The sequence below is a fragment of the Sphingomonas hankookensis genome (assembly GCF_028551275.1).
Taxonomy (GTDB): Bacteria; Pseudomonadota; Alphaproteobacteria; order Sphingomonadales; family Sphingomonadaceae; genus Sphingomonas; species Sphingomonas hankookensis_A.
The window spans coordinates 1,050,293-1,066,484 of sequence record NZ_CP117025.1 but is presented as its reverse complement, the minus strand read 5'-3'; the positions used below and the strand labels follow the sequence as shown (position 1 = coordinate 1,066,484).

13 protein-coding genes are annotated in these 16,192 nt (G+C 68.9%); 9 read left to right on the top strand and 4 right to left on the bottom strand.

The features are described from left to right. The first annotated feature begins 52 nt into the window (after positions 1–52). The 4 genes from PPZ50_RS05130 (at position 53) to PPZ50_RS05115 (ending at position 6,963) form a co-directional block, all read left to right on the top strand. Positions 53–1,285 carry a DUF5690 family protein gene (locus PPZ50_RS05130; protein ID WP_206432970.1) on the top strand — a complete coding sequence of 411 codons (1,233 nt, stop codon included), beginning with the start codon at positions 53–55 and terminating at the stop codon, positions 1,283–1,285. Between the two features lie 157 nt (positions 1,286–1,442). Then, entirely contained in the window at positions 1,443–3,821 is a 2,379-nt protein-coding gene (locus PPZ50_RS05125) for a TonB-dependent receptor domain-containing protein (protein ID WP_066693863.1), read from the top strand. A gap of 122 nt (positions 3,822–3,943) precedes the next feature. Beyond that, complete coding sequence (locus tag PPZ50_RS05120; protein WP_066693865.1) at positions 3,944–5,992, top strand: phosphocholine-specific phospholipase C; 2,049 nt, start codon at positions 3,944–3,946, stop codon at positions 5,990–5,992. After that, positions 5,992–6,963 (top strand): haloacid dehalogenase-like hydrolase, encoded by a 972-nt coding sequence (locus PPZ50_RS05115; protein WP_066693868.1) that lies wholly within the window; start codon positions 5,992–5,994, stop codon positions 6,961–6,963. The genes PPZ50_RS05120 and PPZ50_RS05115 overlap by 1 nt, the downstream gene beginning before the upstream one ends. A gap of 2 nt (positions 6,964–6,965) precedes the next feature. Here the strand turns inward: PPZ50_RS05115 and PPZ50_RS05110 are convergent, their stop codons facing one another. Both PPZ50_RS05110 and PPZ50_RS05105 read right to left on the bottom strand, forming a co-directional pair. Next, positions 6,966–8,324, bottom strand: a complete 1,359-nt coding sequence (locus tag PPZ50_RS05110) for a PepSY-associated TM helix domain-containing protein (RefSeq protein WP_126014029.1) — start codon at positions 8,322–8,324, stop codon at positions 6,966–6,968. Between the two features lie 236 nt (positions 8,325–8,560). Further along, a complete protein-coding gene (locus tag PPZ50_RS05105) occupies positions 8,561–8,998 on the bottom strand; it encodes a hypothetical protein (protein WP_066693871.1) in 438 nt (145 codons plus the stop codon). Between the two features lie 98 nt (positions 8,999–9,096). Here PPZ50_RS05105 and cobT point away from each other — a divergent pair, with 98 nt between their 5' ends. Then, positions 9,097–10,929 carry a cobaltochelatase subunit CobT gene (gene cobT, locus PPZ50_RS05100; RefSeq protein ID WP_126014027.1) on the top strand — a complete coding sequence of 611 codons (1,833 nt, stop codon included), beginning with the start codon at positions 9,097–9,099 and terminating at the stop codon, positions 10,927–10,929. After that, positions 10,926–11,177 carry a ribbon-helix-helix domain-containing protein gene (locus PPZ50_RS05095; RefSeq protein WP_126014025.1) on the top strand — a complete coding sequence of 84 codons (252 nt, stop codon included), beginning with the start codon at positions 10,926–10,928 and terminating at the stop codon, positions 11,175–11,177. The genes cobT and PPZ50_RS05095 overlap by 4 nt, the downstream gene beginning before the upstream one ends. Positions 11,178–11,430: 253 nt before the next feature. Here PPZ50_RS05095 and PPZ50_RS05090 read toward each other — a convergent pair whose 3' ends face one another. Next, complete coding sequence (locus tag PPZ50_RS05090; RefSeq protein ID WP_126014023.1) at positions 11,431–12,447, bottom strand: glycosyltransferase family 2 protein; 1,017 nt, start codon at positions 12,445–12,447, stop codon at positions 11,431–11,433. A gap of 96 nt (positions 12,448–12,543) precedes the next feature. Between PPZ50_RS05090 and PPZ50_RS05085 the strand changes: the two genes are divergently transcribed. From PPZ50_RS05085 to PPZ50_RS05075, 3 genes are all read left to right on the top strand, one after another. After that, complete coding sequence (locus tag PPZ50_RS05085; protein WP_126014021.1) at positions 12,544–12,885, top strand: hypothetical protein; 342 nt, start codon at positions 12,544–12,546, stop codon at positions 12,883–12,885. Positions 12,886–12,953: 68 nt separating this feature from the next. Next, positions 12,954–13,613, top strand: a complete 660-nt coding sequence (locus PPZ50_RS05080) for a peptidoglycan-binding protein (RefSeq protein ID WP_126014019.1) — start codon at positions 12,954–12,956, stop codon at positions 13,611–13,613. Between the two features lie 49 nt (positions 13,614–13,662). Next, positions 13,663–15,126, top strand: a complete 1,464-nt coding sequence (locus tag PPZ50_RS05075; protein WP_164523863.1) for a GGDEF domain-containing protein — start codon at positions 13,663–13,665, stop codon at positions 15,124–15,126. On the opposite strand, the gene queG is transcribed toward PPZ50_RS05075, so the two are convergent. Next, on the bottom strand, positions 15,106–16,161 hold the full coding sequence (queG, locus tag PPZ50_RS05070) for a tRNA epoxyqueuosine(34) reductase QueG (protein ID WP_066693892.1): 1,056 nt from the start codon (positions 16,159–16,161) through the stop codon (positions 15,106–15,108). The genes PPZ50_RS05075 and queG overlap by 21 nt on opposite strands. Positions 16,162–16,192 lie beyond the last annotated feature (31 nt).

Sequence of the window (16,192 nt, the reverse complement as noted above, 5' to 3'; positions counted from 1 at the left end):
CAGCTGTTTCGTAGCGATTGTCAGCAGCTTGTCGACGCCAGCCCCTTCCCGTGTGCCCCTGTTCGCGGCGGGGCTGGCCGCGTTCTGCGTCTATTTCGCGATGTACGCCTTTCGCAAACCGGTCATGGCGGTCGCCTTCGCCGATCAGGCGCCGCTGTGGCAGTTGCTGGATTACAAGGCGACGCTGATCCTGGCGCAGGCGGTCGGCTATGCCCTGTCGAAGATGGTCGGGGTGAAGGTGGTCGCCGAGCACCGCGCCGACCGGCGGGCGCGGCTGATCCTGTCGCTGATCGGTGCGGCGTGGCTCGCGCTGCTGGGCTTTGCGCTGCTACCCGCCTGGGCCGGGCCGCTATGCCTGTTCCTCAACGGCCTGCCGCTCGGCATGATCTGGGGCCTCGTCTTTCGCTATCTGGAGGGGCGGCGCGTGTCGGAAATGCTGGCGGCGATGCTGACCGCCAGCTTCATCCTGTCGTCGGGCGCGACCCGGACGGCGGGAGCGCTGCTCGTCCAGCACGGGCTGTCACCCTTCTGGATGCCGGCAGTGACGGGGCTGGTGTTCGCGCCGGTCCTCGTCGCCGCGCTGGCGGTGCTGGCGCGGACCCCGCCGCCCGATGCCGCCGATCGTGCGGCGCGCGGGACGCGCGTGGCGATGGATGGCCCGGCACGCCGCGCCTATGTCCGCGCGCACGCCCTGCCGCTTGCGCTGCTGATCCTCGGCTATACGCTGCTGACCGGCCTGCGCGACTTTCGCGACAATTTCGCCGCCGAAATCTGGGGCGATCTCGGCAACGGCGCGCCGGCGGCGATGTTTTCGATCACCGAAGTGCCGGTAACGATCGTGGTGCTGATCGGCATGGCGATGCTGGCGACGATCCGCAGCAATCTGCGCGCGCTGCTGGCGATCCATGGCGCGATCCTGTTCGGCGCGCTGGCACTGGGCGGCGCGACGCTCCTGTTCCGGCTCGGCTGGATCGGGCCGGTCGCGTGGACGGTGTGGATCGGCATCGGCATCTACAGCGCCTATGCCCCGTTCAGCGCGGTGCTGTTCGACCGGATGATGGCGCTGGGCAAGTCGCCGGGCAATGCCGGCTTCCTGATCTATCTCGCCGATTCGTTCGGCTATGCCGGCAGCGTCGCGCTGATGCTGTTGCGTGAGTTGGCCGACAATCGCGCGCCGTGGCTCGGTTTCTTCACCAGCGCGACGCTGACGACCGCCCTGATGCTGGGCGGCGGGGCGACCGTGTCGGGTCTGTGGTTCTGGCGACGATTTTCGCTGCACAAATGATGATATTGCGTTGATGTGACAGATCACTCCGCCAATTATTCACGTTACTCCGCAAATATCATCAAATGTCACACACGCGTCATCAATTCCCGCCAAAGGCGCGTCCGGGGTCGGACAACGGCCGGGACAAGGCGGCACGCCCGCCAAGGGAGACATCATGAAGTTCATCACGGGTGCGGCGATCCTGGCGATCGCGGCGGGGACGACGCACGCCCATGCGCAGACGGCTCCGGCCGATGCGGCGACGGCCGAAGTGTCGGGGGGCACGCAGGACGAGGCACGCAGCGGCGGCGAGATCGTCGTGACCGGCCGCGCGACGACCTTCGCCAACACGCAGGTGACCGAGCCGATGCTCGACCGCCAGTCGGCCCTGACCAGCGTCAACGACGTCATCAAGGAACTGCCCGGCGTGTTCGTGGCGGAAGGCGACGCGTTCGGTTCGTCCGACTGGGCGACCTCGATCAGCATCCGCGGCTTCAGCTCGGGCGGCGGCGGCGGCCAGCAGATCGGCTCGACCATCGACGGCCTGCCCAATGGCGGTTCGGGCTATGGTGGCGGATCGCGGGCCAACCGCTATCTCGACGTGCTGAACCTGAAGACGGTGACCGTGTCGCAGGGCACCGCCGACATCTCGTCGCGCTCGAACGAGGCGCTGGGCGCCACGCTCGACTATGTCACCACCGACCCGACGCGCGACACCCGCTATCGCTTCACGCTGGCCGGCGGCGATTTCGGCGCGCGCAAGATTTATGGCCGGGTCGATACCGGCCAGTTCGCCGGCGACACCCGCGCCTTTGTCAGCGCCTCGACCAGCCGGGTGAAGGACTGGATCGGCGGATCGGGCGAGACGCGCCGCGATCATGTCGATGCGAAGATCGTGAGCCATATCGACCGGGTGAAGCTGACCGGCTGGGTCAGCTATGACGATGCCGACGAAGCGGAATTCGGGTCGGTCAGCCCCGAAATGTTCGCCAACGATCCGAACCACGATGCCTATACCGACAACTGGACCGGCATTCCGTACATCGACCAGGGCTATCGCTCGACCTCGCGCGCGCTGCGCCGCAATTTCTTCACCTATCTGCGTGGCGAGACCGATCTGGGCGAAGTGAAGCTGTCGGGTGCGGGCTATTATCACCGCATGCGCGGGCGCGGCGATTTCGCACCGCCCTATCTGGTCGATGTCCGCAACGACGGCGCCGGCAACCCGGAAAGCGAGTTCACCGGCAGCCAGCCGACCGTGATCGGCGGCGGCAATCTCGGCCGCTATTATTTCGTGGACCCGACCGGTGCGAAGGCGACCTTCCTCACCGGCTGCACCGGCACGGCGGCGATCCCGGCGGTCTATGCGCCCCGCTGCTACGCGGTAGGGTCGACCCCGGTCATGTCGTACCGCCACACCCATTATGAAAACGACCGTGGCGGCCTGACCGCCGATGCGGCGTGGACGCATGATTTCGGCGCGTTCCAGAACACGCTGCGCGGCGGCCTGTGGTGGGAACGCGGCCGTGCCAACCAGCTGCGCGACTGGCACAAGATCACCAACGCGCTGGTCGGCCCGGCGTTCGACGGCAAGCCCTATTACCAGCAGTTCAGCACCGACTACGACCTCGACGAGATCATGTATTATGTCGAGGACGCGGTGACCTATGGCCCGCTCACCGCGCGGTTCGGGGTGAAGCAGTTCTTCCTCGACCAGCGGCGCGCCGAATTGCTGAACGGCCGTGCCGTGACCGAGCTGAATTCGAACAGCCGCCCGCTGATCTCGACCGGCATCGTCTATCATGCGCCGATCGACGGGCTGGAGGCGTTCGCCGGCTATTCGCAGAACTTCGCCGCGATCGGCAACGGGCCGCTCGGCGAACCGCGCGAGGTGATCGCCCGCATCAAGCCCGAAACCGCGAACAACATCGAAATCGGCGCGCGCTATTCGACGCCGCGGGTCAAGGCGTCGTTGACCGCCTATGACATCAAGTTCAACAACCGCATCCAGTCGATCTCGGCGAACCTCGTCACCGGCATCGATTATCTGGAGGAGCAGGACAGCGTCTATCTGAACGTCGGCGGGATCAAGAGCCGCGGGATCGAGGCGGCGCTTGCGTACCGGGTGACGCAGGGGCTGACCCTGTCGGGCAACTATACCTACAACCACGCGACCTATATCGGCACCGGCAATGCCGCGCAGGACGCCGATATCGGCGTGACGCCGGGGCGGCAGGTCATCAATAGCCCCCGCAACATGTGGGTCGCGGCGGCCGACTATGCCCGCGGCGTGTTCAAGGTCGGCGCAGCCGCCAAGTTCGTCGGCGACCGCTTCATCGGCAGCGACGGCGATGCGACCGCGCCCAGCTTCACCACGGTCGACGCCTATGCCGGCATCGACCTGGGCGAGGTCAATGCGGTGATGAAGGGCATGTCGCTGACGGTGCAGGCGACCAACCTTGCCGACCGGCGCTACCTGGCCGGCGCGGACGGCGGGTCGGCGTTCCTCGGCACGCCGCGCACGGTCACGGCGGCGCTGACGTTCGACTTCTGACCTACCGGTCATCCCCGCGCAGGCGGGGATCCGTTGCCGCCGACGTTTCGCATTGCGCCGCTACGTCAGCGTCCATGGGTCCCCGCCTGCACGGGGACGACGACAAGCTATCGAGTACCCTTATGGTCGACCTGTCACGCCGCACCCTCCTGTCCACCGGTGCCGCTCTTGTCGGGGCGGCGGCGTTGCCCGCGTCGATCGCCCGTGCCGCCGCGATCGCGCCCGACCGGCGCACGGGCACCATCGCCGACGTCCAGCATGTCGTGATCTTGTGCCAGGAAAATCGCGGCTTCGACCATTATTTCGGCACGTTGCGCGGGGTGCGCGGGTTCGGCGACCGCTTCCCGATCCCGACGCCCGGCGGCACTGTCTGGCAACAGAGCGACCGCACCGCGCCGGGCGGTCCGCGCGTCACCAGCCCCTTCCATCTCGATACCCGCCGTCAGTTCGAACTGATGCGGATGGAGGGCACGCCGCACGCCTGGCCCGATGCACAGCGGGCATGGGACCAAGGCCGCATGGCGCATTGGCCCGAGGCCAAGCACCCGCGCGCGATGGGGCATTACGCCCGCGCCGACATCCCCTTCCAGTTCGCGCTGGCCGAGGCGTTCACGATCTGCGACGCCTATCATTGCGCGACGCAGACCGGGACCAACACCAACCGGCTGGTGCTGTGGACCGGCACCAACGACCCCGCCGGCACCCATGGCGGCCCGGCGATCGGCAATTCGCACGACAATTTCGTCGATCAGGGCGGCGCCCCCGATCCCTATCGCTGGACCACCACGGTCGAGCGGATGCAGGCGGCCGGCATCGACTGGCGCATCTATCAGGACATGGCGGATAACTTCACCGACAATCCGCTGGCCGGCTTCGCGGCGTTTCGCGAGGCGCATGCCGGGCGCGGCGATGCTGAGCTGAAGGACCGGGCGCTGACCACGCGTGGCCCCGAGCAGTTGAAGGCCGACGTGCTCGCCGGCCACCTGCCACAAGTGTCCTATGTCATCGCCACCGCCGCCGGGTCCGAACATCCCGGCCCCTCCAGCCCGGCACAGGGCGCGGACTATGTCGCAAGCATCCTCGACGCGCTGACCGCCGACCCGAAGGTCTGGGCGCGCACCGTGCTGCTGGTGATGTTCGACGAGAATGACGGCTTTTTCGACCACGTTCCGCCCCCCGCCCCGCCGTCGCGCGGGACGGACGGCAAGCTGCTCGGCGGATCGACCGTCGATCTGGCCGGCGCCTATCACGACATGCCGAGCATCGGCGACAAGGACATCGACCTGCCGGAGTATCGCAGTCGCCCCTATGGCCTCGGCCCGCGCGTGCCGCTCTATGTCGTATCGCCGTGGAGCCGGGGCGGCTGGGTTAATTCGCAGACCTTCGACCACACCTCGGTCATCCGCTTCCTCGAAACGCGCTTCGGGTTTCACGAACCCAATATCGCGCCGTGGCGGCGGGCGATCTGCGGCGACCTGACCAGCGCGTTCGACTTTGCGGCAAGCGACACCGCCGCGCCGCGCCTGCCCGATCCGGGCGCGGACGCGCGGCGCGCCGCCGCACTGAAAGGACAGGTCGATCCCCCCGCCCCGCCCGCCGCCGCGCCATGGCAGGAACCGGGCGTCCGCCGCTCGCGCGCGCTGCCCTATCGCCTGGAGGCGACCGAGCGCGTCGCCGATACCGGCCTGACCCTGCGCTTCGCCGCCGATGGCGCGGGCGCCGTGTTCCACGTCTACGACCGGCACGCGCTTGACCACCCGCCGCGTCGCTACGTCGTGGGGGCAGGCAGCCGGATCGAGGGGCATTGGCCGTTCGACGCGGACGGTCGGTACGACCTGTGGGTGCTGGGGCCGAACGGCTTCCACCGCCATTTCGTCGGCACGCGGGGCGACACGGTGCCGCCGGTCGCCTGGACGGTCGGCGACGCCGGCCTTGCCGTCATCACGCCGGGCACCGGGTTGCGCCTGCGTCGCCTCACCCCCGGCGGCGGCGCGACCGAGGAAGCGCTTGGCACGGGCCGCCACCGCTGGTCGCTCGAACAGGCGCTCGGCTGGTATGACCTGACGCTGACCCATGCGGACCATCCCGCGTGGCGCCGCCGCATCACCGGGCGCCACGACCGTGCGGGAAAAGCGAGCGTCAGCGATCCCTTTGTCGAAAGCCTGTCGTAATGCTCCTGTTCGCGCTGATGTTCGCCGCCGCAACGCCATGGCCCGCCCCGGTCCAGGCCGAACTCGACCGCGCCGTCGCCGCCGCCCGGCCCGGCGACTATGCCGTGTTCGACGCCGACGGGACGCTGTGGAGCAGCGATATCGAGGAAGCGGGCATCGCCTTCTTCGAACAGCAGGGCTGGCTGTCGGTCGACCGCCTGCCGCCGGAGTTGCGCCCCATGCCCCTCGATCCGGGCGAAAGCCTCTACGGTTATTATCGGCGGCTGTGCGATTTCGATGCGAAGCTGTGCCTGCCGTGGAGCGCGCAGGTCTTTGCCGGGCAACCGCTGGGCGTTCTGAAACAGCGCTTCGATGCTCTCCTCGCCCATCGTGGCGGCATTCCGGTCCGCTATGTCCGCGACGGGCGACAGGTGGACGAGACGATCGAAGCCCCCCGCATCTATGCCGCACAACGCGCGCTGATCGCGGCGCTGAAGGCACGTGGCGTCGCGGTCTATATCGTCAGCGCGTCGCAGGAAGAGGTCGTGCGCATGGTCGCGTCCGACCCGCGCTACGGCCTGTCGATCCCGCCCGAACGGGTGATCGGCACGACCATGCTGCTGCGCGATGCCGCCGGCCAGATCTCGACCGCGCGGCGCGACATTGCGCAGGGGACGGCGGCCCGCCCCGGCTATTGGTCCGCCCGCGCCGCGCTCACGCCGATGACGACGCTCTGGACCCCGCTCCCGTGGCAGGAGGGCAAGGTCGCCGCGATCATGGCCTGTATCGACCCGGTCCGCCGCCCGATGCTGGTCGCCGGCGACAGCGGCAGCGACTGGGCGATGCTGTTTCATTCGGGTGGCGTGCGGCTGTGGATGGACCATGACGCGCCGACCACCCGGCGGTTGCGCGCCATGCGCGACGCACGCGGCGGCGAGGGCAAGGACCGCTGGATCGATGTCGACCGGCGCGCGCTGGCGCCGGTCGACTGACCTCACGCGACCGCGGGTCGGCGCAGCGTCGCCACGATCCGGTCGACGACCGCCAGCACCAGCAGCGACGCCCCGAACAGCGGCAGGAACACGCCCGCCACGGCCAGCAGCGTGATCGCCCCGCGCAGCCGTGCCCCGCTGACCGGCGGTGGCGTGGCCAGCCTGCCCCTGGGGCGCCGGCGCCACCACATCGTCACGCCGCTGACCACCAGCAGGATGATGGCGATGCATGGCAGCAGCATCAGCAGCTGGTTGGGCAGCCCGAAATAACGGCCCATATGGATCTGCGCGCCCAGCTCGACCGCCTTCGCCCCGATGCCGTAGCGGTTCCAGCCATTCTCCCACAACAATCGCCCCGACCAGCGGTCATATTGCAGCGTGCGCTGTCCCTCGGGATGCCGGGGGGTGACCATCACGGTGTAGATGCCGGTCGGGCCGGACGGCAGGTACAGGCGATAGCCCCCGGTGATCCCCGCCGCCTGTGCCTTCGCGGCGATCGCGTCGGCGCCGGCGACCGCCGCATCGTCCGCGTCGGCGTGATGCCCGCCGCCGCCATGCTCGGCATGGGCGGGGTCGGATGCCGTCATCGGAGCGGTCTCCTGACTCCACGGCACGCCACCCAGCGTCGCCATCGGCGTGCTGCGTGGCGAGACACGGTCGAAGCGGGCAGCCTCGTTACCGATGCCCATCGCGGTGAACGCGCCGCGCACCAGCGGCCCCTGCACCACCGCCCAGGGGAGCCCGGTCAGCAGCAGGAACGCGATCAGCGCGACGCTCCACACCCCCGTCACCGCATGCAGGTCACGCCAGAACACGCGGCCCCGCGCCCGCAGCCGCGGCCACAACACGCCCGCCATCGACCGCCGCCCGCGCGGCCACCACAGGAACAGCCCCGACGCGATCAGCATCAGCGCCCAGCACGCCGCCAGCTCCACCACCGCATCGCCCCATGGCCCGAAGGTCAGCGACCCGTGCATGACGTCGGCGAACCCGACCAGCGTATGGGCGTAGACATAGCTGCCCAGCACCCGTCCCGATGCCGGGTCGACCATCACCTGTCGCGGCTCGCCGCTTGCGGCATCGATCCACACCTTTGCCGGACGGGTCGGCGCCTCGGGCAGGTCGATCCGCGTCGGCACGCCAGGGACCGCCGTCACCGCCGCCGCGATCATCCGCGACGGCGGGAGCGGACGAGCGACCGGCGCGACGATCTGCAGATCGGGCATCAGCGCATCGTTCAGCTCGTCCTTGAACAGATAGATCGTGCCCGTGATGCTCAGGATCAGCAGGAACGGTGCGACGATCAGCCCGGCATAGAAATGCCAGCGCCAGATCGTGCGATAAAGGCGCGGATCGCTCATCGCCGGCCTCCCGGTGGGCGATGGAGCGGTCCATAGGGCCGGCGCGTTCGCCGCGACGCGACCGGCGCACGGCAAGATGGGGCCGCAGACGCGGCCGTGTGAGGTGGCATGACAGGGTGTTCCTGATGATCGCTGGGAGCCTGCGCACGACCGAAAGCGGCGTGCGGCACTCCGTCCAGACAGCAGCGCGACAGCCCCGCCGCCAGCAGCGACGAGGCCAACCGCACCGGACGATGTCAGGCGATCACAGGCGGCCCGCGCAACGGCGGCCGCAGCCGGGCGGGCCGTATCGTCGGCAGCGCAACGACGATCTGCAACCCCAGCGCCAGGACGAAGGCGATGGCCCCCGCCAACACCACCGGGTCCGCCCCCGCCAGCGACAGCGCGGTCAATCCGGCAAAGGCGCAGGGTTGTGGCTTGTTGTCGTGTTGGGGGGTGTCGGGTTTGCTGTGGCCGCCGTGCTGTACGGCCGTCATCTCATGATAGGCCATGGCGGCGGGGTGGGCCATCGTTACAGCTGGACTGCTGCCGGGGCACAGCGCGATAACAACGCGCCCCTCGACCAGCATGGGCATGAACCCCGCTGGCACGATCGCCTTCATCGCTAACGCGATGGCGATTGCCAGCAGCGCCGCTGCCTTATGGGTCAGGATCAGGCGTCGGAGGATTGCCACCGCGTTCTTCTACCGGAGGCGGAAGCGCTTGTCATTTGCGTTGCTGCCCCGCCACCACCCCCTTGCCCTTGCTCCGGGCAATCCCCAAAGCAGGCGCCATGGCACAGGAATCTCCACTCGACCGGTTTCGCGACGTCCTGCGCGGCACCTCGCGCGCGCTTGCCGAGGAGCCGGAAGTGGAACTGGGCTTTACCGCCGACGCGCCGGTCGCATCAGGCAAGCATATCAAGGTGCCTATGCCCGCGCGCGCGCTGCCCGCCGATCAGGTGGCGGAGGCCCGGGGCCTGGCCGACGGGTTTGCGCTGAAGATGCGCTATCACGACACCGCGCTTCACGCCCGCGCGGCGCCGGGCGATGCGGTGGCGCGCGCGGTGTTCGATGCGGTCGAACAGGCGCGGGTCGATGCGATCGGGTCGGCGGGCTATGACGGGATCGCCGACAATCTGGATCAGGCGCTGGCGATGCGGATGCGCTCCGACCCGATCACCCGCGCACGCACCCGCGCCGAAGTGCCGCTGTCGACCGCCGTACAGCTGATGGTGCGCGAACGGCTGACCGGTCGGATGCCGCCCGCCGCGGCGATCCCCGCCATGGCGCTGATCACCGACTGGATCGAGGAACGTGCCGGCGCCCAGCTCGACGCATTGTCCGCGCTGGCTGGCGATCAGGCGGCGTTCGGGCGCGGCATCACCCGCATCCTGCAGGACCTCGAGCTGGTCGAGGGCGAGGTCGAGCCCGAACAGGCCGATGACGGCGGCGACGATTCCGAAGGCGAGGACGAGGAAACCCCGCAGGACGACGGCGAGGACGAAGGCGAACAGCAGGGCGGCGAAGGGCAGGTCGAGGCGCGCGGCGAGGACCGCAGCGACGACGAGCAGTCCGATGGCCAGTCGGACGACATGTCCGAGGATGTCGATGCGCAGGGCGACGACATGGCCGATGGCGAGGACGAGGGCGGCATGATGCCCGTGCGCCCCAACCGCCCCTTTGCCGACCTCAACACCCAGTTCGACTATCGCGCCTTCACCACCAAGTTCGACGAAGTGATCGCCGCGACCGAACTGTGCGAGGCCGACGAGCTGGAGCGGCTGCGTGCCTATCTCGACCAGCAGCTGGTGCAGTTGCAGGGGGTGGTGACGAAGCTCGCCAACCGGTTGCAGCGCCGGTTGATGGCGCAACAGTCGCGGTCATGGGACTTCGACCAGGAAGAAGGGCTGCTCGACGCCGCGCGGCTGGCCCGCGTGGTCATCAATCCGGCGCAGTCGTTGAGCTACAAGATCGAGCGCGATACCGAGTTTCGCGATACCGTCGTCACGCTGCTGATCGACAATTCGGGGTCGATGCGCGGCCGCCCGATCGGCATCGCGGCGATCAGCGCCGACATCCTCGCCCGCACGCTGGAACGCGTCGGGGTGAAGGTCGAGATTCTCGGCTTTACCACCCGCGCGTGGAAGGGCGGACAGAGCCGCGAGGCGTGGCTCGCCGCCGGTCGCCCGCCCCAGCCCGGTCGGCTGAACGACATCCGCCACATCGTCTACAAACAGGCCGACGAGCCGTGGCGGCGGGCGAAGAAGTCGCTTGGGTTGATGATGCGAGAAGGGTTGCTGAAGGAAAATATCGACGGCGAGGCGCTGCTGTGGGCGCATGGCCGGCTGATCGCGCGGCCCGAGGATCGCAAGGTGCTGATGGTGATCTCGGACGGTGCGCCGGTCGACGATTCCACCCTGTCGGTCAATTCGGGCAGCTATCTGGAGCGGCACCTGCGGCAGGTGATCGCCTATATCGAGGGCAAGTCGCCGGTCGAGTTGGTCGCGATCGGCATCGGTCATGACGTGACCCGCTGGTACAATCGCGCGGTCACGATCATGGACGCCGAGCAGCTGGCCGGCACGATGATCGAGCAGCTGGCGTCGCTGTTCGACAGCGAATGAAGCCGGTCGCGCCGCCGGGCGGCTTTCGCGGGCCGGTGAAGCGGTCGATCACCATCGCCGGGCACGCGACCTCGATCAGCCTCGAACCCGGTTTCTGGACGGCGCTGGAGGATGCCGCGGCACGGCGGTCGCTGCCGTTGTCGGCGCTGGTGGCGGCGATCGATGCGGTTCGGATCGAGGGGGACGATCCGCCCAATTTGGCCAGTGCGATCCGGTCTTGGTTGCTGGGCGAGGTTGGTGCGCGGTAAGTCGTTTTCACGCGAAGGCGGGGAGACGCGAAGAAAAAGAAGAAATGGGTTCGCGCAGAGACGCGGAGGCGCAGAGCGGGTTCGTACCCGGCAGGCGCACGCGACCGGGAGACGACATCTTTCGCTGCAACGACGAGTGAGGCCGCTATCGCGGAAAACCTGTCCGCGCCCGCAACCTCTCTGCGCCTCCGCGTCTCTGCGCGAAATCTATCTCCTTCTTCGCGTCTCCGCGCCTTCGCGTGAACCCGACCTTCTACGACTGCTCGGGCAGCACCGGCGACACCGTAACCTCGCCCCGGTCCCCGGCCCGATACCCCAGACTCGCCCGCCCCTTCACCGGCCCGGCCACGTCCGCCACCAGATAGAGCGGCCGCCGCTTCGATTCGACGTACAGCCGCCCCAGATATTCGCCGATCATCCCCAGTACGAACATCTGCACCGCGCCCAGGAACACCACGACCAGCATCGTCGACGTCCATCCCTGCACCGCGCTGCCCGACAACCAGCCGATCGCGATATAGGCAAACAGCAGCAGCGACAGCCCGGTCAGCACCAGCCCCATATGGCTGGCGAGGCGGAGCGGCGCGGTGGAGAAACCAGTCACCGCGTCGAGGGCGAAGCGGATCATCTTGCCCAGCGGATATTTGCTCTCGCCCGCCAGCCGTTCGTCGCGGTCATAGGGGAACGGCACCTGCCGGAACCCGACCCACGCCACCATGCCGCGAATGAAGCGCGCCTGTTCGGGCAGGCTCAGCAGTGCGTCGAGCGCCCGCCGGCTCATCAGCCGGAAATCGCCGGTGTCGAGCGGGATCGGGGTATCGGTCACCCGGTCGAGCACGCGGTAGAAGCCGGCGGCGGTCAGCTTCTTGAAGAAGGTCTCGCCCTCGCGCTTGCGCCGGACGGCATAGACGACATCGGCGCCTTCCGATTCCATCGTCGCGAGCATGTCCGCCAGCAATTCGGGCGGGTCTTGCAGATCGGCATCGATGATGAGGATGCGCTCGCCCGCGCACAGGTCGAGCCCCGCGGTCAGCGCCAGTTGATGCCCGTGGTTGCGCGACAGGTTGATCGCCACCAGCCGCGGATCGGACGCCGCCAGCCGCTCCATCACCGCCCAGCTCTGGTCACGCGATCCGTCGTTCACCAGCACGATTTCATGATCGTCGCCGACCACCGCGCGCGCCGCCGCCGAAATGCGGGTGTGCAGCACGTCGAGGCAGGCGGCCTCGTTGTAACAGGGAACGACGATGGACAGGGCAGGACGGATCATGGGCGCTGGCGTTACCCCAAGCTGCGCGACAGGAAAAGCCGGATGGCGCGGATGGTGCCGCGACGATAGGATGCGCGTAGATGAAGGAGAATGCCGATGCGTGTGATCCTGCCGATCCTCCTGCTTGCGATCGCCGCACCCGCCAGCGCGCAAATCTGGGACGGGGGCCGTTCCGCCGTGCGCGAAATGCCGGCAGCGCCCAGCGCCTCGTTCGATCGCGACCTGAACGACGCGAACCGCTCGATCCGCGACGGACGGCGGCGTGGCGACCTCAGCCGGGCGGAAGCGCGTACCCTGCGCGCCGAAAGTGCGATGATCGGACGCCTTGCGAAGCAGGCGCGAGCCGGCGGCCCGGCCTGGGCGAACACCACGGCGCTCGACGAACGGGCCCGCGCATTCGGCGCACAGGTCGCGGCAGCACGCGCCCGGCGCCGCTGAACCGCGCTTGAAATGTAGGATTTCGCCCGCCAGCGTCCCCGCGCGATGAACAGGATAGGGGTAGGGCGATGATCGAGGCGGCGGTCGGGGAAGGCGGCGTGAACCGCGCGGGCGATGTGCGCGCGGTGCAATGGCTGCTGCTGCGCATCGGGATCGATCCGGGCGGGATCGACGGCATCGCCGGTCCGCGCCTGATCGCCGCGATCCGTAGTGCACAGGATCGCTTCGGGATCGACGCCGATGGCCGGGTCGATCCCGGCGGCGCCACCCTCGCCCGCCTGCGCGCCGCCCCGGCGCACTGGGACGGCGACAGCAGCAACTGGCCGCAGGAGCGCAAGCTCGCCAGCCTCCACCCCCGCTTCCGCCCGCGCGTCGTCGCGGTCATCGCCCGGTTGCGCACCGAGCGGTTCCGCCCGGTCGTCGTCTATGGCTGGCGGTCGGTCGAGGTCCAACAGCGCCTGTTCCGTGCCGGGTCCAGCAAGGTGCGCTTCAGCTTCCACAATGCCCAGACGCCGGAAGGCATTCCCGCCGCCTGGGCCGCCGATCTGGTCGACGAACGCTGGTATTGGCGCGAACCCGACGCCCATGTCTTTTTCCGCGCGCTGGGCAAGGCGGCGAAGGCGGAGGGGCTGGTCTGGGGCGGCGACTGGAAATTCCGCGACTGGGCCCATGTTCAGGGGCGGCCCAATGGCGATCTGGCCGCGGTTCGTCGCGAAAGCGGTGCATGACGCCCGCCCCTTACCGCTTGTTTACCGCCACGCCCTAGAATCGCGCGCGATGCCGACCACCGTTCCGTCCGGCGCGCAAGGCGCGCCCCCATGGACCGCGCGCCCGCTTGCCGGGCGGGGGCCGATGGTCGATGCGGTCCGCGCCATGCTGCTGGTCTGCGCCGTGGTCGGCGGTGGCGCGGCATTGGGGCTGATCACCCGCCACGCTTTCTCCGTCGCCTTCTGGCCGGCCAATGCGATCCTCGTCGGTACCATGGTGCGCGCGCCGCATCTGCACCGCCCGGCCGGCTGGTTCGGTGCCGGCGCCGGTTTCGTCCTCGCCGACCTGCTCTTCGGCCAGAGCCCTGCGCTCAGCGGCTGGTTCGCTGCCGCCAATGTGTCGGGGACCTTCGTCGCGGTACTGGCGCTGCGCCGCCTCGCGTCGCGCGACCTGCGCTTGCGGCGGGTCCATTCGGTAATGCGCATTTCGGTCGGCCTGCTGCCCGGCAGCCTCGTCGCCGCGCTGACCGGCGCGGTGATGGTCGTCGTGCAGTTCCACGGATCGCCGACCCAGACGGTGATGACCTGGACCGCCAGCGAGATCGCCAACTACCTGATCTTCCTGCCCGCGATGCTCACCGTGCAGCCGCCCTGGCGGCGCGAACGGCGCGTCGCGACCGCCGCCGCGGCCAAGCCGCTCTGGCCGCTGCTCCTGCTCGCCGTCTCCTGCGTCCTTGCCGTCTATTTCGACGGACCCGGCAGCATCATGTTCCCGATGCCCGCGCTGCTGCTGTGCGCGATGACCTATTCGGTGTCGACCGCCGCGCTCGTCACCATGGCGCTGGGCAGCGGGTGCATGATCACCATCGGCCTGGGGATGGTCGATATCGGACAGGACCTGTCGATCCCGCGCATGGTCGTGTCGATCCGCATCGCCGTCGCGTTCCTCGCGCTCGTGCCGCTCACGATCAGCAGCGCGATGGCGGTGCGCGACGACCTGATGGCGCAGTTGCAGCAGGCTGCCGACCATGACGGGCTGACCGGGCTGCTCAACCGCCGGGCGTTCGAACACCGGCTCCACCGCCGGCTGGAGGCGAGCGCCAACGATGGCGGGCTGACGCTGCTCTGGCTCGATCTCGACCATTTCAAATCGATCAACGACCGCCATGGCCATCCGGCGGGCGACGCGGTGCTGCGAGCGGTGGCCACCGCCATCGAGGGTTGCTGCCGCGAAGACGATCTGTGCGCCCGGCTGGGCGGCGAGGAATTCGCGCTCGCGCTCGTCGCACCCGATGCGCAGGCGGGCGCGCTCATCGCCGAACGGCTGCGCAGCACCATCGCCGCGCTGCGCATCGACGGACACGGCACCGCGATCCGCGTGACCGCCAGCATCGGCGCCCATCATCTCGACCATTGGCCGGTCGATCCGCCGGCGCTGCTGCGCGGGCTGGACGAGGCGCTGTACCGCGCCAAGCATGGCGGGCGGAACCGGATCGAATGGCTCGATGCCGACCTAACCCGACAGGCGGCCTAACGCCCACGTGGCCGCTTCGGCCACCACCGGATCGGGATCGCTACACGCCGCACGCACCGGGCCGATCAACGCCGCATCCCCGCTATTCCCCGCCGCGATCAGCGCGTTGCGCACCATCCGGTTACGCCCGATCCGCTTGATCGGCGACCCGCGAAAGACCTCCCGAAACCCGGCATCGTCCAGCGCGATCAGATCGGCGAGGCGCGGTGCCGCCAGTTCGGCGCGCGCCGCGAACGCCCGGTTCGCCGCTGCCGCCGCCGCGAACTTGTTCCACGGACACACCGCCAGGCAATCGTCGCAGCCATAGATGCGATTGCCGATCCCTTCGCGCAGCTCGTGCGGGATCGGCCCGGCATGTTCGATCGTCAGGTACGAGACGCAGCGCCGCGCATCCAAGCGATAGGGCGCGGGAAACGCATCGGTCGGGCACGCCCGCTGGCACGCATCGCACGACCCGCACGTATCGCGTCCCGCCCGGTCCGGCGTCAGGTCCAGCGTGGTGTATATCGCGCCCAGGAACAGCCAGCTGCCATGGGTCCGGCTGACCAGATTGGTATGCTTGCCCTGCCACCCCAGCCCCGCCGCCTCGGCAAGCGGCTTCTCCATCACCGGCGCGGTATCGACGAACACCTTCAGATCGCAGCCCGACTCCTGCGCCAGCCAGCGGCCAAGGGCCTTCAGCGCCTTCTTGACCACATCATGATAGTCGCCGCCCTGCGCATAGACCGAGATGCGCCCCCGGTCTCCCACACCCGCCAGCGCCAGCGGATCGGTGGCGGGGGCATAGCTCATGCCGAGCGCGATGACCGAGCGCACCTCGCTCCACAATCCGGCGGGCGATCCGCGCTGTTGGCTACGCTCCTCCATCCAGATCATCGACCCGTGACGTCCCTCGTCCAGCCATTGCCGCAGCCGTTCGGCGGTGCGCGGCGCGGCATCGGCGCGGGCGATGCCGCAGGCGACGAACCCGCATTCGGCCGCCTTGACCCGGATACGGTCAACAATATCGCTCGGGATGGCCTTGTCTTGGATCACTTCCCCCCGCTACGCTTTTCCATGCGCACGC